Genomic DNA, 17575 nt, shown 5'->3' on the forward strand with positions numbered 1-17575 from the left:
GATTGCTTGGGGTTATATGGTCAAGTGAAGAAGCGCATACGGTGGATGCCTTGGCAGTCAGAGGCGATGAAAGACGTGGTAGCCTGCGATAAGCTTTGGGGAGTCGGCAAACAGACTGTGATCCAGAGATCTCTGAATGGGGGAACCCACTCAGCATAAGCTGAGTATCTTGTACTGAATACATAGGTGCAAGAGGCGAACCAGGGGAACTGAAACATCTAAGTACCCTGAGGAAAAGAAATCAACCGAGATTCCCTTAGTAGTGGCGAGCGAACGGGGACCAGCCCTTAAGTTGGTTTGAGATTAGTGGAACGCTCTGGAAAGTGCGGCCATAGTGGGTGATAGCCCCGTACACGAAAGTCTCTTATCAATGAAATCGAGTAGGACGGAGCACGAGAAACTTTGTCTGAACATGGGGGGACCATCCTCCAAGGCTAAATACTACTGACTGACCGATAGTGAACCAGTACCGTGAGGGAAAGGCGAAAAGAACCCCGGAGAGGGGAGTGAAATAGAACCTGAAACCGTATGCGTACAAGCAGTGGGAGCCTACTTTGTTAGGTGACTGCGTACCTTTTGTATAATGGGTCAGCGACTTATATTCAGTGGCGAGCTTAACCGAATAGGGGAGGCGTAGCGAAAGCGAGTCTTAATAGGGCGTTTAGTCGCTGGGTATAGACCCGAAACCGGGCGATCTATCCATGGGCAGGTTGAAGGTTAGGTAACACTGACTGGAGGACCGAACCGACTACCGTTGAAAAGTTAGCGGATGACCTGTGGATCGGAGTGAAAGGCTAATCAAGCTCGGAGATAGCTGGTTCTCCTCGAAAGCTATTTAGGTAGCGCCTCATGTATCACTGTAGGGGGTAGAGCACTGTTTCGGCTAGGGGGTCATCCCGACTTACCAAACCGATGCAAACTCCGAATACCTACAAGTGCCGAGCATGGGAGACACACGGCGGGTGCTAACGTCCGTCGTGAAAAGGGAAACAACCCAGACCGTCAGCTAAGGTCCCAAAGTCATGGTTAAGTGGGAAACGATGTGGGAAGGCTTAGACAGCTAGGAGGTTGGCTTAGAAGCAGCCATCCTTTAAAGAAAGCGTAATAGCTCACTAGTCGAGTCGGCCTGCGCGGAAGATGTAACGGGGCTCAAACCATGCACCGAAGCTACGGGTATCACCTTTGGTGATGCGGTAGAGGAGCGTTCTGTAAGCCTGTGAAGGTGAGTTGAGAAGCTTGCTGGAGGTATCAGAAGTGCGAATGCTGACATGAGTAACGACAATGCGAGTGAAAAACTCGCACGCCGAAAGACCAAGGTTTCCTGCGCAACGTTAATCGACGCAGGGTTAGTCGGTCCCTAAGGCGAGGCTGAAAAGCGTAGTCGATGGAAAACAGGTTAATATTCCTGTACTTCCAGTTATTGCGATGGAGGGACGGAGAAGGCTAGGCCAGCTTGGCGTTGGTTGTCCAAGTTTAAGGTGGTAGGCTGAGATCTTAGGCAAATCCGGGATCTTAAGGCCGAGAGCTGATGACGAGTGCTCTTTAGAGCGCGAAGTGGTTGATGCCATGCTTCCAAGAAAAGCTCCTAAGCTTCAGATAACTGGGAACCGTACCCCAAACCGACACAGGTGGTTAGGTAGAGAATACCAAGGCGCTTGAGAGAACTCGGGTGAAGGAACTAGGCAAAATGGCACCGTAACTTCGGGAGAAGGTGCGCCGGCGAGGGTGAAGGACTTGCTCCGTAAGCCCATGCCGGTCGAAGATACCAGGCCGCTGCGACTGTTTATTAAAAACACAGCACTCTGCAAACACGAAAGTGGACGTATAGGGTGTGACGCCTGCCCGGTGCCGGAAGGTTAATTGATGGGGTTAGCGCAAGCGAAGCTCTTGATCGAAGCCCCGGTAAACGGCGGCCGTAACTATAACGGTCCTAAGGTAGCGAAATTCCTTGTCGGGTAAGTTCCGACCTGCACGAATGGCGTAACGATGGCGGCGCTGTCTCCACCCGAGACTCAGTGAAATTGAAATCGCTGTGAAGATGCAGTGTATCCGCGGCTAGACGGAAAGACCCCGTGAACCTTTACTATAGCTTTGCACTGGACTTTGAATTTGCTTGTGTAGGATAGGTGGGAGGCTTTGAAGTGGGGACGCCAGTTCTCATGGAGCCATCCTTGAAATACCACCCTGGCAACTTTGAGGTTCTAACTCAGGTCCGTTATCCGGATCGAGGACAGTGTATGGTGGGTAGTTTGACTGGGGCGGTCTCCTCCCAAAGAGTAACGGAGGAGTACGAAGGTGCGCTCAGACCGGTCGGAAATCGGTCGTAGAGTATAAAGGCAAAAGCGCGCTTGACTGCGAGACAAACACGTCGAGCAGGTACGAAAGTAGGTCTTAGTGATCCGGTGGTTCTGTATGGAAGGGCCATCGCTCAACGGATAAAAGGTACTCCGGGGATAACAGGCTGATACCGCCCAAGAGTTCATATCGACGGCGGTGTTTGGCACCTCGATGTCGGCTCATCACATCCTGGGGCTGAAGCCGGTCCCAAGGGTATGGCTGTTCGCCATTTAAAGTGGTACGCGAGCTGGGTTTAGAACGTCGTGAGACAGTTCGGTCCCTATCTGCCGTGGACGTTTGAGATTTGAGAGGGGCTGCTCCTAGTACGAGAGGACCGGAGTGGACGAACCTCTGGTGTTCCGGTTGTCACGCCAGTGGCATTGCCGGGTAGCTATGTTCGGAAGAGATAACCGCTGAAAGCATCTAAGCGGGAAACTTGCCTCAAGATGAGATCTCACTGGGATCTTGAATCCCCTAAAGGGCCGTCGAAGACTACGACGTTGATAGGTTGGGTGTGTAAGCGCTGTGAGGCGTTGAGCTAACCAATACTAATTGCCCGTGAGGCTTGACCATATAACACCCAAGCAATCTGCAACGCAGATTGTGGTGGTGAAGACGAAAGACCCGAAAATTCGCAACATCACAAATCGCATATCCGAATTCGCTGGGCTGTCCAACAGGACATTCTGGCTACAGAATTTCTTGACGACCATAGAGCATTGGAACCACCTGATCCCATCCCGAACTCAGTAGTGAAACGATGCATCGCCGATGGTAGTGTGGGGTTTCCCCATGTGAGAGTAGGTCATCGTCAAGATTCATTTCGCAAAACCCCTATCTGCGCATGCAGGTAGGGGTTTTGTCTTTTCTGGCCTTCATCTGGGCCCGTGCCTGCACCTGCACTCAGCCGTGATATCGTTGGCCCTTCTCTGCTCAGGGACTTTTCCATGCCCACCACTACCTCACTGCAACCTGGTTTCATGGTCGTCCATGGCAACCGTCTGGATGACTTGCGTAGCCTGGTGGTGAGTTGGATGCGACGCTACCCGTTAGCTCCGCTGGAAAACGAAATCGCCTTGGTCCAGAGCAATGGTATTGCCCAATGGCTCAAACTCGCCCTGGCTGAAGATTCCCGGGACGATGATCTTGGAGGCTGTGGGATTGCCGCCGCCATCGATGTGCAACTGCCAGGCAGTTTCATGTGGCAGCTGTATCGCAAAGTACTTGGCCGTGAAGAAATCCCTGAAGTGTCGCTGCTGGACAAGGCGCCGCTGACCTGGCGTCTGATGCGTCTGTTACCTGCCCTGATCGAGCGTCCACATTTCGAACCACTGCGCCGCTTTCTCACCGATGACAGTGACTTGCGCAAGCGCTATCAGTTAGCAGAGCGTCTGGCTGATTTGTTCGACCAGTACCAGGTATACCGTGCCGACTGGCTCAAGGACTGGGCAGCCGGCGAGCACACGCTCAACAGCGCCCGCGGTGAACGTAAACCCCTTGCACCGGGCAACCGCTGGCAAGCTGAGCTCTGGCGGGCGCTGCTTGAGGATGTGGGTGAGCAGAGCATGGCGCAAAGCCGGGCAGGGGTGCATCAGCGCTTCCTTGAACGTATCGAAAAACTGCAGAGTGCACCGCCTGGATTGCCCTCGAGGGTCATCGTATTCGGTATTTCCTCCCTGCCCGCCCAGGCATTGGAGGCACTAGCCGGGCTGTCTCGGTTCAGTCAGGTGTTGCTGTGTGTTCACAATCCTTGTCGCCACCATTGGGCCGATATCGTTGCCGACAAAGATCTCCTGCGTCATCAATACAAGCGCCAACAGCGCAAGCCAGGCATGCCGGTGCAGTTGGACGATGAGTCACTGCATCAACACGCCCACCCGCTCTTGGCAGCGTGGGGCAAGCAGGGCCGTGACTACATCAACTTGTTGGACAGCTACGATGACCCCGGCAGCTACCAAGGCGTATTCAGCGATGGGCGCATCGATCTGTTCAGCGAAGGCCAGCCCACCACACTGCTGAGTCAGCTGCAGGACGATATCCTTGAACTGCGACCACTTGCAGAAACGCGAGACTGCTGGCCTGCGGTCGACCCGAGCAAAGACCGCTCGGTGCGTTTTCACGTGGCACACAGCCCTCAGCGCGAAGTAGAAATTCTGCACGATCAGTTACTGGCACGCTTCAGCGCCGACCCTACGCTGCGTCCACGCGATGTGATCGTGATGGTCCCAGCCATCGACACCTATGCGCCACACATCCGCGCAGTTTTCGGCCAATTGCAGCGCAACGACCCGCGTTACATTCCTTTCACCCTCACCGATCAGGGCCAACGTGGCCGCGACCCGCTGTTGATTGCCCTGGAGCATCTGCTCAAGCTGCCGGACAGCCGATTTGCCGTCAGTGAGGTCCTTGACCTGCTCGATGTCCCGGCTCTGCGCGCACGCTTCGGCATTCGTGAAAGCGACTTGCCAACCCTGCACCGTTGGATCCAAGGCGCGGGCATTCGCTGGGGGCTGAACGCTGAACAGCGCGCCTCCCTAGGGTTGCCCCACGGTCTTGAGCAGAACAGCTGGCGTTTCGGGCTGCGGCGGATGCTGCTGGGTTACGCCGTCGGGATGGGCGAAGGTTGCGACGGTATCGAACCGTACGATGAAATCGGCGGCCTGGACGCAGCATTGATTGGCCCGCTGGTGGCGCTGCTCGATGCGCTAGAGGTGGCCAACCAGGCTTTGTCCCAGCCAGCCACGGCCAGTGAGTGGGGGGATCGACTGGGCGCCCTGTTGCAAGTGTTCTTCCTGGCTGAAGAGGAGCACGACGAGTTTCTCCTGCTGCAACTGCTGGCCCTTCGTGACAACTGGCTGGAGGTCTGCGAAACCGTCAGCCTGCAAGACCCGTTGCCGCTCACGGTGATCCGCGAGGCTTGGCTTTCGGGGTTGGACGAAGGCAAGTTGTCCCAGCGCTTTCTCGCCGGCTCGGTGAACTTCTGCACCTTGATGCCCATGCGCGCCATCCCCTTCCGGGTAGTGTGCCTGCTAGGCATGAACGATGGTGACTACCCGAGGGCACAGCCGCCCCTGGATTTCGACCTGATGGCCAGTGACTATCGCCCAGGCGACCGGTCGCGACGTGAGGACGACCGCTATCTGCTGCTCGAAGCGTTGCTGTCGGCACGTGACCAGCTTTACATCAGTTGGGTGGGCCGCAGCATCCGTGACAACAGTGAACGGCCCGCCTCGGTATTGATCGGCCAACTGCGCGACCACCTGGTTGCCGGTTGGCGCCTCAAGGGAAGTTCTGACGGCCAGGCACTGCTGCATGCGCTGACCCAGGAGCACCCACTGCAGCCATTCAGTGCACGCTATTTCGACAAGGGCACTGGATTGTTCAGCTTCGCCCATGAATGGCAATTGTTGCATCGCCAGAACAGCGACGAGCAGTCGCCTGAACTAGCACTCGCGCCGTATGTCAGTGATGAGCCGCTGACGCTGACCCAGTTGCAGGACTTTGTTCGTCACCCCGTACGGCATTTCTTCAGTCAGCGCCTGAAGGTATTCTTCGAAGCCCTGCAGGCGCCTACGCCAGACGAAGAGCCCTTCGTACTCGATGCCTTGCAGCGCTATAGCGCCAGCGAAAGCTTGCTGGTCGCCGCGCTGAGCGACCCTGAAAACGCCGAATATGCCCTGCAAGCCCAGGCTCGCCGGCTGCAAGCCTGCGGATTGCTGCCTCTGGCGGGCTTCGGTGAAATGTTGCAGACCGAACTGATCCAGCCATTGCCCGATCTGCTGCAACGCCATGGTCAACTACTGCGGCGCTGGCCTACGGTGGTGGAGGGAGCACTGCCCATTCAGTTCGAGCATGCCAACCAGCGTCTGGAGGGCTGGCTGGGCCGGGTTTATCAAGCTGACGACCACAGCCTCTTGAGTATCACCACCGTGCCCAACACCATCGGCGCGGGGCGCAACAACCTCAAGTGGCATCGGCTGATCGCCAGTTGGGTGATGCACCTGGCCGCCTGCGCTGTGGGTTATCCCCTGCACAGCGCTCTGTTGGCCAGTGACATCACCCTGCTGCTCGGGCCTTTGCCACAGGCGCAGGCGCGCGAACGCTTGGGGGAATTGCTGATCGCCCGCCAGGCGGGGATGAACGCGCCACTGCCAGTTGCCGCCAAGACCGCCTTCGCCTGGCTGGGGCAGCAAGACCCAGACAAAGCCCTGGCGGCCGCTACCCGTGCCTACGAGGGCGATGGCCGCAGCAGTTTCGGCGAACGCAGCGAAAGTGTTGCTCTGGCACGGCAGTTTTCCGACTTCGCTGCACTGAGCGCCGACGAGACCTTTGAAGGCTGGTGTGAAACCTTGTACCGCCCTCTGTTCAGCGCAGCCTGGCAGGCCCAGGGCAACCCGGAGCGTGAAGCATGACCCAGGCTCGTCCTTTGGCACTGAGTTTTCCTCTGCATGGCAGCCAGCTCATCGAGGCGAGCGCCGGTACGGGCAAGACGTTCACCATTTCCGCACTGTACTTGCGCCTGATCCTTGGCCACGGTGGAACACACGGCTTCGGTCGTGAGCTGCTACCGCCGCAGATTCTTGTGGTGACCTTCACCGATGCCGCGACCAAAGAGCTGCGCGAGCGGATCCGCGCCCGTCTGGCCGAGGCCGCACGCTACTTCCGCGGCGAACTGGAGCACGCAGACCCATTGCTGCAACAACTGCGCAGCGACTATGCCCAAGAGCAATGGCCGCGCTGCGCCAACCGCCTGGAAGTGGCGGTGCAGTGGATGGATGAAGCCGCGGTCTCGACCATCCATGGCTGGTGCCAGCGCATGCTCCGCGAGCATGCCTTCGATAGCGGTAGCCTGTTCACCCAAAGCCTTGAAACAGACCACAGCGAGCTGCTTGGCCAGGTCATGCGCGATTACTGGCGGCGCTATTGCTACGGCATGCGCGGGGAAGCGCTCGAGTGGGTACGCGGACACTGGGGTAGCCCGGATGCGCTGTTGCCGCGCATCCGCCCCCTGTTTGGCCGCGTGCGTGCGTTGCCCGACGACATTGCGCCGCAAGCATTGATCGATCAAGCGCTGCAGCAGCGCGGCGAGCAGTTGCGGCAACTCAAGGGGCCATGGGCGAAGTGGGCGGATGAGCTGCAGCAAATCTGCCACGACGCTGTGGCGGCCAAACAGGTCGATGGACGCAAGCTGCAAGCGCGCTACTTCGAGCCGTGGTTCGACAAGCTGCGTGGCTGGGCCAGTGACGCGCATGTGGTGGAACTGGACCTGGGCACCGGGTTCAGTCGCCTGACCCCGGAAGGGCTGGCCGAAATCTGGAAAGCGGGCCAACCGCCGGAGCATCCAGCCCTGCATGCCATGCTCAACCTGCAACAGCAGTTACAGGCTCTGCCAAGCCCCGATGCGCCCCTGCTGGAGCATGCCGCGGCCTGGGTAGCCGCGCGCTTCGAGGTGGAAAAACGCCGCCGAGCCGAAATGGGTTTCGACGACATGCTGCTGCGGCTTCAGCATGCCCTAGGCATGGAGTCGGGCGAACGTCTGGCGGCGCTGATCCGCGAGCAGTTTCCGGTGGCCTTGATCGACGAGTTCCAAGACACCGACCCGGTGCAGTACGGCATTTTCGAAAGCATTTACCGTATCGGTGAGAACAACCCGGAAACTGGCCTGTTCATGATTGGTGACCCCAAGCAGGCGATCTACGCCTTCCGCGGTGCCGACATCTACACCTACCTGTCGGCCCGCCGTGCCACCGCCGGCCGCCTGCACAGCCTGGACACCAACTATCGCTCCAGCCAGGGCATGGTCGCGGCAGTCAATCAAGTGTTTCTGCAAGCTGAGGCTCGCCCCCAAGGCAAGGGTGCCTTCCTGTTTCGCGAAGCTGACGACAATCCGCTGCCATTCGTCGAAGTTCGTGCCAAGGGGCGCAGCGAGCAGCTGTTGCTCGATGGCCAGGCCTGCGCTGCGCTGCAATGCTGGCAACTGCAGAGCGACGAGCCGGTTTCCAGCACGTTCTACCGCCAGCAACTGGCTGCCAGCTGCGCCAGCCATATCGTGGCCGTATTGAACGGTGGGCAGCGCGGTGTCTCTGGCTTCAGCGACGAAAACGGCGAGCTGCGCCCGTGTCAGCCCTCGGATATCGCCATCTTGGTGCGCGATGGCCATGAAGCGCAATTGGTGCGCCGCGAACTTGCCGCCCGCGACGTGCGCAGCGTGTACCTTTCCGATAAGGATTCGGTGTTCGCCGCCCAAGAGGCCCATGATTTGCTGGCCTGGCTCAAGGCCTGTGCCGAGCCGGACTCCGAGCGTCTGCTCAAGGCTGCACTGGCCAGCCTGACCCTGGGCCTTTCGCTGGCTGAACTCGACCAGCTCAACCAGGATGAGCGTGTCTGGGAAGGCTGGGTCATGCGTTTTCGTCGCTACCGCGAGCTCTGGCAGCGCCAGGGCGTGCTGCCGATGTTGCGCCACTTGCTGCACGAATTCGAACTGCCTCGCACCCTGATTGGCCGCACGGACGGTGAACGTGTATTGACCAACTTGCTGCATCTGGCTGAGCTGTTGCAACAAGCGGCGGCCGAGCTCGATGGTGAACAGGCGCTGATTCGCCATCTGGCAGAACACCTGGCCAACTCCGGCCAAGCCGGGGAAGAACAGATTCTGCGCCTGGAAAGCGACGAGCAGTTGGTCAAGGTGGTAACCATCCACAAGTCCAAAGGCTTGGAATACCCGTTGGTGTACCTGCCGTTCATCTGCACCAGCAAACCGGTGGACGGCAGCCGTCTGCCGCTGGCCTGGCACGATAACCAAGGCCATGTGCAACTGACATTGACACCCGATGCAGCGCAGATCGCGCTGGCCGACGAGGAGCGTCTGGCCGAAGATCTGCGTCTGCTCTATGTGGCCCTGACGCGCGCTCAGCACGCCTGCTGGCTGGGCGTGGCCGACCTCAAGCGTGGCAACCAGAAGAGCTCGCAGCTGCACCGCTCGGCGCTTGGCTATTTGCTTGGCGGGGGCCAGGCACTGCCTGGCTCGCAACTGCTGGGTACGTGGCTTCAGAGCCTGCAGGCAGATTGCCTGGAGATTGCCTGCCCGGCCTTGCCGCAAGCCACTGATGAGCGGTATCAGGCCTCGCAGATCGAGCGGGAACTGCTACCTGCTCGAAAGCCCCGCCGAGCCGCTGCCGAGCATTGGTGGATCGCCTCCTACAGCGCCCTGCGCCTGGGGGAGCAGACCCTTGGCGCGGATAGCTCGCAAGCCCAGCAACTGCTCGATGACGAGGTGCCTGATAGCCAGCAGATCGTTCGCGAGGTGCCTGCCGACGGTGGTGACATCCATCGCTTCCCCCGTGGCCCCAACCCCGGTACGTTTCTCCATGGGTTGCTGGAGTGGGCAGGCCGTGAAGGCTTCAGTGACGTCGCAAATGATCCGCAGCTCATCGAGCGTACCGTCGGCCAACGCTGCAACCGGCGAGACTGGACCGGGTGGATCCCCACCCTCAGCCAATGGTTGCACCAGTTACTGAACGAGCCGTTGCCAGCTGGCGCCGCGCCGATGACCCTGGCGCGCTTGCAGCAGTATCAGATCGAGATGGAGTTCTGGTTCGCCAGCCACAACGTCAATGCCGAGCAACTCGACCGCCTGGTAGCCCGGTATACCCATACAGGCTGTGCACGCCCCGCAGCGCAACCGACTTTGCTCAATGGCATGTTCAAGGGTTTTATCGACTTGGCGTATGAACTCGACGGGCGCTACTTCGTCGCGGACTACAAGTCCAACTGGCTGGGGCCGGACATCGCAGCCTACGACAGCCAGGCCATGGAGAAAGCCATTCTCGAACACCGCTACGACCTGCAGTACGTGCTTTATTTGCTGGCCCTGCATCGCCAATTGCGCGCACGCTTGCCAGATTACGACTACGACCGCCATGTGGGCGGTGCCTTGTTCATCTTCCTGCGCGGAGCCAGCAGTAGTGGCCATGGCGTGTACTTCGCCAGGCCGCCACGGGAGCTGATCGAGGCCCTCGACGCGCTGTTCCGTGGCGTCCACGCGCCCGAACAGCAGGACCTGTTTGCCGGAGCCGCGCCATGAGCCGTACCCTCGACGATCTCTTGCCTACGCCGCTGCGCGCCGAGCATCTGCTGGCGCTGGCGCCCCAGCGTAACAGTACCGACTTGTTGCAGCTGCTTGATCGCTGGGTAGAGCGTGGCTGGTTGCGGGCGCTCGATCGAGCGTTCGTCAGCTTTCTCGAAGAGCGCGCGCCTGGCAGTGACCCGCTGCTGCTGCTGGCGGCCGCGTTGGCCAGCCACCAGCTAGGCCATGGGCACGTCTGCCTCGACTTGCAACAGACCCTCGCCGAGCCTGATTTCGCGCTGTCACTGCCGCCTGAAGGCGATGCCCTGACCGGCCCGTTGCTGCTGCCCTCGCAGCTATTGGCCGACCTGGACTTGCGTACTTGGCTGCAGCGCATCGCCGCCAGCACCCTGGTGGCTGATGGTGACGCCCCAGGTCAGCAGGCGCGGCCACTGGTGCTCAGCGGGCAGCGCCTGTACCTGCGCCGCTACTGGAGCTACGAGCGGCAGATTGACCAGACCTTGCGCCTACGCTTGAGCCAGAGCGAAGCGGCCCCAGCCGACTTGCCTGCACGCTTGGCTCAGCTGTTCGACGATGGCGCTCTGCCGGGGCAGGTGGACTGGCAGAAACTGGCCTGCGCCTTGGCCACCCGCGCAGGTTTCAGCATCATCACCGGCGGCCCTGGGACCGGCAAAACCACCACCGTCGTGCGCCTGCTGGCGCTGTTGCAGGCACCTGCGGTGGAGCAGGGCAGGCCGCTGCGCATTCGCCTGGCCGCCCCAACCGGTAAGGCGGCCGCACGCCTGACCGAGTCGATCGGCCAGCAGGTCGAGCGTTTGCAGGTCACTGCCCAGGTGCGTGGGCATATCCCAACCGACGTCAGCACTGTGCATCGCTTGCTCGGCAGCCGCCCAGGTTCGCGGCATTTCCGCCATCACGCGGGTAATCCGCTGCCGTTGGATGTGTTGGTGGTCGACGAAGCGTCGATGATCGATCTGGAAATGATGGCCAACTTGCTACAAGCGCTGCCACCCAAAGCGCGTTTGATTCTGCTGGGCGACAAAGACCAGTTAGCCTCGGTCGAAGCCGGCGCCGTGCTGGGTGACCTGTGCCGTGACGCCGAAGAGGGCCGCTATTCGCCTGCCACCCAAGCCTGGCTGGAGCTAATCGGTGGCCAGTCACTGGCCGCCAGCGGCCTTGAACAGGGTGATGCACAGCGCAACCCGCTGGCCCAGCAAGTGGTGATGCTGCGGTTCTCGCGGCGCTTTGGTGAGGGCAGCGGTATTGGCCAATTGGCCCGCCTGGTCAACCGTCAACAGGCTCAGGCGGCGCGGGATGTGTTGAGCATGCCGCCTGCGGATGTGTTTGGGCTGGCGCTGCGCAACGAGCAGGACAAGGCCTTGGACCGCTTGATCCTGGACGGCCTTGACCGCGGCAGCGAGGGGCCTCAAGGCTACCGGAGCTACCTGCGCACCATTGGCCGCCATCGGCCCGCACCTGGTACGGCTTTCGACGATCCACGCTGGGAGCAGTGGGCCGCCAACGTGCTGCATAGCTTCGAAGATTTCCAGCTGCTGTGCGCTGTGCGCAAGGGCCCCTGGGGTGTCGAAGGCCTCAATGAGCGTGTGGCGCGGGTGCTGCACAATGCCGGGCTTATCGATAACCAGCAGTTGTGGTACGAGGGCCGACCCGTGCTGGTGACCCGTAATGATTACGGCCTGGGGCTGATGAACGGTGATATCGGCATCGCACTGCGCTTGCCGGATGAACAAGGCCAAGCGCTTTTGCGGGTGGCTTTCCCACGCAACGACGGCGGTACGGGGGTACGCTTCGTGCTGCCTAGCCGGCTGAACGAGGTCGAAACCGTATACGCCATGACCGTGCACAAGTCCCAGGGCTCAGAGTTCAGCCATACCGCGCTGGTGTTGCCGGACGCACTGAACCCGGTGCTGACCAAGGAGCTGGTGTATACCGGCATCACCCGTGCCAAGCACTGCTTCAGCTTGGTCGAGCCACGGCAGGGTGTTTTCGAGGAGGCCGTGCTACGTAAGGTTCGGCGTATTTCCGGGCTGATGCTCGAACAGGTGTAGCCTGGGCCCAAAGGCGGCACACGGCCGCTCCTCCAGATAGCCAGCGTTGTGCTATCGTTGCGCCGATATCAAACACGATTTTGAGAGATCTCTCACATGACAGGCGCCAGGGAGTGGTTGATGGGCTGTGCGCTTACGCTGCATCTGCTCACCTTGTCGCTTATGGCTAGCCCCGCCCAGGCGGAGCAAGCGGCCACCTCAGTGCAGGCCCTACATCGTGCCAAGGCGGTGACGCAGGTGGTGCTGGGCATTCTCAGCTACGCTCGTTGGCCTTCAGCACCTGTGCCTCTGCGCCTGTGCCTGGTCGGGCCCACCGAATATGCCGACGATTTGATCAAAGGCAATCTGCAAAACAACGGTCAGCCGTTGCAAGTAAGGCGCCTACTGGCCAACGATCCACAGCTGGCCCAAGCCTGTGACGCGGTTTACATCGGCAAGCTCGACGATACCGATCGTAATCGCCTGTTCCACGTGCTCAGCGGCCGCCCGGTGGTTAGCATCAGCGAGGCCGACGACCCTTGCACCGTGGGTAGCCTGTTCTGCCTGCGGGTCAGCGATCAGCAGGTGGCATTCGAGGTCAACCTGGACTCCGTGGCTCGCTCCGGCGTACGCATCCACCCCAGTGTGTTGCAGCTTTCACGGCGCCGTGGGGTAATGCCATGAAGCCTGCAGCCATGAAGGCCGGCAACCGGCAGGCCGTTCGCCCGACCCTGCGCTCGGTGCTTGGCCGTGGGCACCTGAGCGTTGCCCTGTTGGCGGTGGGCTTGGCCGGTATCTCGCTGACGCTGTTGGGGGTGCTCGCCCTGCGCGTATATGCCAACCACAACCTGCACCTGATAGCCCGCTCGATCAACTACACCGTCGAAGCCGCCGTGGTATTCGATGACAGCGTGGCAGCCAACGAAGCGTTGGAGCTGATTGCCAAAACCGAAGAAGTGGCCGATGCCAAGGTGTTCAACAAAGACGGTGAGCAACTGGCGCATTGGCAGCGCAGTGATGAAGGGGTGCTTGGGCATCTGGAAGTGCGTGTGGCAACGGCTTTGTTGGGTGAGCCGATCAGCCTGCCGATCATGCATCAGCAGCAGAGGGTCGGGCATACCGAAATCACTGGCCAGGGCCGCAGCCTGTTGCTGTTCCTGCTCAGCGGTCTGGGCGGGATCTTGTTCTGCACGATCCTCAGTGCTTTCGTCGCCTTGCACTTCTCGCGGCGCCTGCTCGGCGACATCGTTCGCCCGCTGCGCGGGCTTGCCAGCGTAGCCCATGCCGCTCGTCGAGAGCGTAGTTTCGACCGACGAGTGCCGGAAGCCCCCATTGCCGAGCTCAACGAATTGGGGGCTGACTTCAATGCCCTGCTCGATGAGCTGGAGATATGGCACAGCCATCTGCAGAACGAGAATGCCACCCTGGCGCACCAGGCCAGCCACGACAGCCTGACGGGCCTGCCCAATCGCGCGTTCTTCGAGGGCCGCCTGAGTCGTAGCCTGCGTAACGCTGTACGCCAGCAGGATCATCTGGCCTTGCTGTTTCTCGACAGTGACCACTTCAAGCAGATCAACGACACCCTCGGGCATGCCGCAGGTGATGAAGTACTGATCAATATTGCCGACCGAGTGCGTGCACAATTGCGCGAGCATGACCTGGTAGCACGCCTGGGTGGGGACGAGTTCGCCGTATTGTTGGCCCCGCTTCATACTCGCGAGGACGCCGAGCGTATCGCCGACAAGATCATCGCCAGCATGCAGTTGCCGATGCAGCTTGAGGGTGGACAACGCCTCACGACCTCGCTAAGTGTGGGCGTCGCGTTTTACCCGGACGATGGCAGCGACGCTGCCTCTCTGTTCAATGCCGCAGACGCGGCGATGTACCAGGCCAAGCGCAAGCGCCGTGGCCAGTGGCAAGCGGCTCGGAAGGAACAGCCCGCCGTCGATTTCAGAAACAGGAGTTGAACCGTGATTCAGTGTTTTCGTTTTCCCTTCATCATGCTGGTGCTGGCCTTGCTGGCGCTCACTGGTTGCCAGAGCGCACCGCCCAAAGGATTGAGCGCCGAGCAGATCGCCGTCCTGCAGCGCGAAGGCTTTACGCCGACCGAAGAGGGCTGGGCGTTCGATCTGTCGGGCAAGGTGCTGTTCGGCAGTGATCTGGACAGCCTCAACGCTGCGAGTCAGGCCATTGTCGAGCGCATCGGCAAAGCGTTGCTGAGTGTGGGCATTCAAGGCGTGCGGATAGACGGCCATGCCGATGCTTCGGGCAAGGCTGCGTACAACCAGCAGCTATCCGAACGGCGTGCGCAGAGTGTGGCCCAAGCATTGGTCGGTGTGGGCATGCCGGCCCAGAATATCCAGACCCGCGGCCTGGGCAGCACGCAGCCGGTAGCCGACAACCGGACCCGCGCCGGACGTACGGAGAACCGGCGGGTATCGATCGTGGTGGCATCATACTAGCCCCAAGGGCTGCCAAGCAGCCCATCAAACCTAGGCAAACTGCATGTCTCGGGTTTCACCCATCAACAAACGTGCATTCGCTTCGGTCACACCGCGGATGTAGTCCCATAGCAGAGTTATGCGCTTCAACTTGCGCAAATCCTCGCGGCAGTACATCCAGAACTGCCGCGTCACTTCGATCTGCTCTGGTAACACCGCCACCAGCCGCTCATCCTGGGCCGCCAAAAAGCAGGGTAGGATCGCCAACCCTCGGCCCTGCAGCGCCGCCGTGTACTGGGCAATGACGCTGGTGCTGCGCAAATGGGCATTGGCGCTGGGGATCAGGTTGGCCAAGTAGAGCAACTGCGAGCTGAAGGCCAGGTCGTCCACGTAGCTAATGAACGGGTGGTCGATTAGGTCGCCCATCTGGCGGATGGGCGCATGGTTGTTCAGGTAGTCCTGGGTCGCATACAGCCGCAGCCGGTAATCGCATAACTTGCAGCATACATAGGGGCCATGCTCGGGCCGCTCCAGGGCGATGACGATGTCCGCCTCGCGCTTGGACAGGCTGATGAAGTGCGGCAGCGGTAGAATATCCACCGAAATTGCCGGGTACGCATCGACGAAATGGCTCAGTTGTGGGGTCACGAAAAAGCTGCCAAAACCTTCGGTGCAGCCCATCCGTACATGCCCCGACAGTGCCACCCCCGAGCCTGAAACCTGCTCGCAGGCCATATGTAACGTGCTTTCGATCGATTCGGCGTAGCCCAACAGCCGTTGCCCCTCGGCGGTCAGGACGAAACCGCTGGTGCGGGACTTTTCGAACAATAGCGTGCCCAACGCCCCCTCCAGCGACGTGATGCGCCGGGACACCGTGGTGTAGTCGACAGCCAGGCGTTTGGCGGCAGCGCTGGCTTTGCGAGTGCGCGCCACTTCGAGAAAAAACTTTAGGTCGTCCCAGTTCAGCGAACCAAGGGATGTCAGGTCTTTTTGCATGTTGATCCGGTTTTTTTGTGCGTTCTTGTTGGATGTTTGCACATCTATACTCGAAAAAAGCCCTGCGGCGCCATCCCGTGTTTGCGTGGCGCTGGCAATCGCGTCCTGACAATAATTCCAAGGAGAACGCAGATGAATGCACCGCAATCCCCCGACAAGACCAAGGTCGAGCAGGTCAAGCTGTTGATCGACGGCCAGTGGGTCGAGTCGAAGACCAGCGAATGGCGGGATATCGTCAACCCCGCCACCCAAGAGGTGCTGGCGCGGGTACCGTTTGCCACCGTCGAAGAAGTGGATGCCGCCGTGGCTGCAGGCCAGCGTGCCTTCAAGGCGTGGCGTGACACGCCGATTGGTGCGCGTATGCGCATTATGCTCAAGTTGCAGGCGTTGATCCGCGAACACACCAAACGTATCGCCCAGGTGCTTAGCGCCGAGCAGGGCAAGACCTTGGCTGACGCCGAGGGCGATATTTTCCGTGGCCTTGAGGTTGTCGAGCATGCGGCTTCCATCGGCACTTTGCAGATGGGCGAATTCGCCGAGAACGTAGCCGGTGGCGTGGACACCTACACCCTGCGTCAGCCGATCGGCGTATGCGCGGGCATCACCCCGTTCAACTTCCCGGCGATGATCCCGCTGTGGATGTTCCCGATGGCCATCGTGTGCGGGAACACATTCGTCCTCAAACCTTCCGAACAAGACCCGCTTTCGACCATGCTGCTGGTGGAGCTGGCGCTGGAAGCCGGTGTGCCGGCGGGCGTGCTCAATGTGGTACATGGCGGCAAGCAAGTAGTCGATGCGATCTGCACGCACCAAGACATCAAGGCGATCTCTTTCGTGGGTTCAACCGAAGTTGGTACCCACGTGTACAACCTGGCCAGCCAGCACGGCAAACGTGTGCAGTCGATGATGGGCGCCAAGAACCACGCCGTGGTGCTGCCTGATGCTAACCGCACACAAACCGTCAACGCCTTGGTCGGCGCCGCGTTCGGTGCTGCCGGGCAGCGCTGCATGGCCACCTCGGTGGCGGTGCTGGTCGGTAAGGCGCGTGAATGGCTGCCCGATATCAAGGAAGCGGCGAGCAAACTCAAAGTCAACGCCGGTTGTGAGCCAGGCACCGACGTGGGCCCGGTGGTCTCCAAGCGCGCCAAGGAGCGTGTACTGGGCTTGATCGAGAGCGGTATCCAGGAGGGCGCCAAACTCGAACTCGACGGCCGTGGCGTAAAGGTGCCGGGTTACGAGAACGGCAACTTCGTCGGCCCAACCTTGTTCTCTGGGGTGAAGACCGACATGCAGGTGTACACCCAGGAAATTTTCGGCCCAGTACTGGTCACCTTGGAAGTCGACACACTCGATGAGGCCATCGCCCTGGTCAACGCCAACCCCTTCGGCAATGGCACCGGCCTGTTCACCCAAAGCGGTGCCGCGGCGCGCAAATTCCAGAGCGAAATCGATGTCGGCCAAGTGGGGATCAATATTCCGATCCCGGTGCCGGTGCCTTTCTTCAGTTTCACCGGTTCCCGTGGCTCAAAGCTTGGCGACCTCGGCCCGTACGGCAAGCAAGTGGTGCAGTTCTACACTCAGACCAAGACCGTCACCGCCCGTTGGTTCGATGACGACAGCGTCAATGACGGTGTGAACACCACCATCAGCCTGCGCTAAGGAGAACG

Annotated in this window: 8 protein-coding genes and 2 rRNA genes; 9 read left to right on the plus strand and 1 reads right to left on the minus strand. The window is 60.2% G+C overall.

The genetic code is table 11. The features are described from left to right. The first annotated feature begins 18 nt into the window (after window positions 1-18). The 8 genes from HU725_RS03550 to yfiB all read left to right on the plus strand — a co-directional run bounded on the left by HU725_RS03550 (window position 19) and on the right by yfiB (window position 14933). Window positions 19-2910: ribosomal RNA gene (locus HU725_RS03550) — 23S ribosomal RNA — on the plus strand. A gap of 128 nt (window positions 2911-3038) precedes the next feature. Beyond that, window positions 3039-3154: ribosomal RNA gene (rrf, locus tag HU725_RS03555) — 5S ribosomal RNA — on the plus strand. 130 nt (window positions 3155-3284) lie between these two features. Continuing rightward, window positions 3285-6749: an exodeoxyribonuclease V subunit gamma gene (gene recC, locus HU725_RS03560; RefSeq protein WP_186477389.1), complete on the plus strand. Its 3465-nt coding sequence runs from the start codon at window positions 3285-3287 to the stop codon at window positions 6747-6749. Next, complete coding sequence (gene recB, locus HU725_RS03565) at window positions 6746-10420, plus strand: exodeoxyribonuclease V subunit beta (protein WP_186477390.1); 3675 nt, start codon at window positions 6746-6748, stop codon at window positions 10418-10420. The genes recC and recB overlap by 4 nt, the downstream gene beginning before the upstream one ends. Continuing rightward, the gene (gene recD / locus HU725_RS03570) at window positions 10417-12492 is read left to right on the plus strand and encodes an exodeoxyribonuclease V subunit alpha (protein ID WP_186477391.1); all 2076 of its coding nucleotides are present in this window, start codon (window positions 10417-10419) and stop codon (window positions 12490-12492) included. The genes recB and recD overlap by 4 nt, the downstream gene beginning before the upstream one ends. A 96-nt stretch (window positions 12493-12588) precedes the next feature. Then, complete coding sequence (gene yfiR, locus HU725_RS03575; protein ID WP_186477392.1) at window positions 12589-13155, plus strand: regulatory sequestration protein YfiR; 567 nt, start codon at window positions 12589-12591, stop codon at window positions 13153-13155. A gap of 11 nt (window positions 13156-13166) precedes the next feature. Then, complete coding sequence (gene dgcN / locus HU725_RS03580; RefSeq protein ID WP_186477626.1) at window positions 13167-14438, plus strand: diguanylate cyclase DgcN/YfiN; 1272 nt, start codon at window positions 13167-13169, stop codon at window positions 14436-14438. A 3-nt stretch (window positions 14439-14441) separates the two neighbouring features. Then, window positions 14442-14933, plus strand: coding sequence for an outer membrane lipoprotein YfiB (gene yfiB / locus HU725_RS03585; protein WP_060478487.1), 492 nt, complete (start codon window positions 14442-14444; stop codon window positions 14931-14933). 30 nt (window positions 14934-14963) lie between these two features. Here yfiB and HU725_RS03590 read toward each other — a convergent pair whose 3' ends face one another. After that, complete coding sequence (locus HU725_RS03590; RefSeq protein ID WP_186477393.1) at window positions 14964-15908, minus strand: LysR family transcriptional regulator; 945 nt, start codon at window positions 15906-15908, stop codon at window positions 14964-14966. Window positions 15909-16040: 132 nt separating this feature from the next. Between HU725_RS03590 and HU725_RS03595 the strand changes: the two genes are divergently transcribed. Then, window positions 16041-17567: a CoA-acylating methylmalonate-semialdehyde dehydrogenase gene (locus HU725_RS03595; RefSeq protein WP_186477394.1), complete on the plus strand. Its 1527-nt coding sequence runs from the start codon at window positions 16041-16043 to the stop codon at window positions 17565-17567. The last annotated feature ends 8 nt before the right edge of the window (window positions 17568-17575 follow it).

It is taken from the genome of Pseudomonas promysalinigenes, assembly GCF_014269025.2.
GTDB classification, from domain to species: Bacteria; Pseudomonadota; Gammaproteobacteria; order Pseudomonadales; family Pseudomonadaceae; genus Aquipseudomonas; species Aquipseudomonas promysalinigenes.

What these genes read in the sequence shown, in the direction of transcription:
- HU725_RS03590 (WP_186477393.1), bottom strand. Translation starts at nt 15,908, where the DNA reads ATGCAAAAAGACCTGACATCCCTTGGTTCGCTGAACTGGGACGACCTA.
- dgcN (WP_186477626.1), top strand. Translation starts at nt 13,167, where the DNA reads ATGAAGGCCGGCAACCGGCAGGCCGTTCGCCCGACCCTGCGCTCGGTG.
- recD (WP_186477391.1), top strand. Translation starts at nt 10,417, where the DNA reads ATGAGCCGTACCCTCGACGATCTCTTGCCTACGCCGCTGCGCGCCGAG.
- HU725_RS03595 (WP_186477394.1), top strand. Translation starts at nt 16,041, where the DNA reads ATGAATGCACCGCAATCCCCCGACAAGACCAAGGTCGAGCAGGTCAAG.
- recC (WP_186477389.1), top strand. Translation starts at nt 3,285, where the DNA reads ATGCCCACCACTACCTCACTGCAACCTGGTTTCATGGTCGTCCATGGC.
- recB (WP_186477390.1), top strand. Translation starts at nt 6,746, where the DNA reads ATGACCCAGGCTCGTCCTTTGGCACTGAGTTTTCCTCTGCATGGCAGC.
- yfiR (WP_186477392.1), top strand. Translation starts at nt 12,589, where the DNA reads ATGACAGGCGCCAGGGAGTGGTTGATGGGCTGTGCGCTTACGCTGCAT.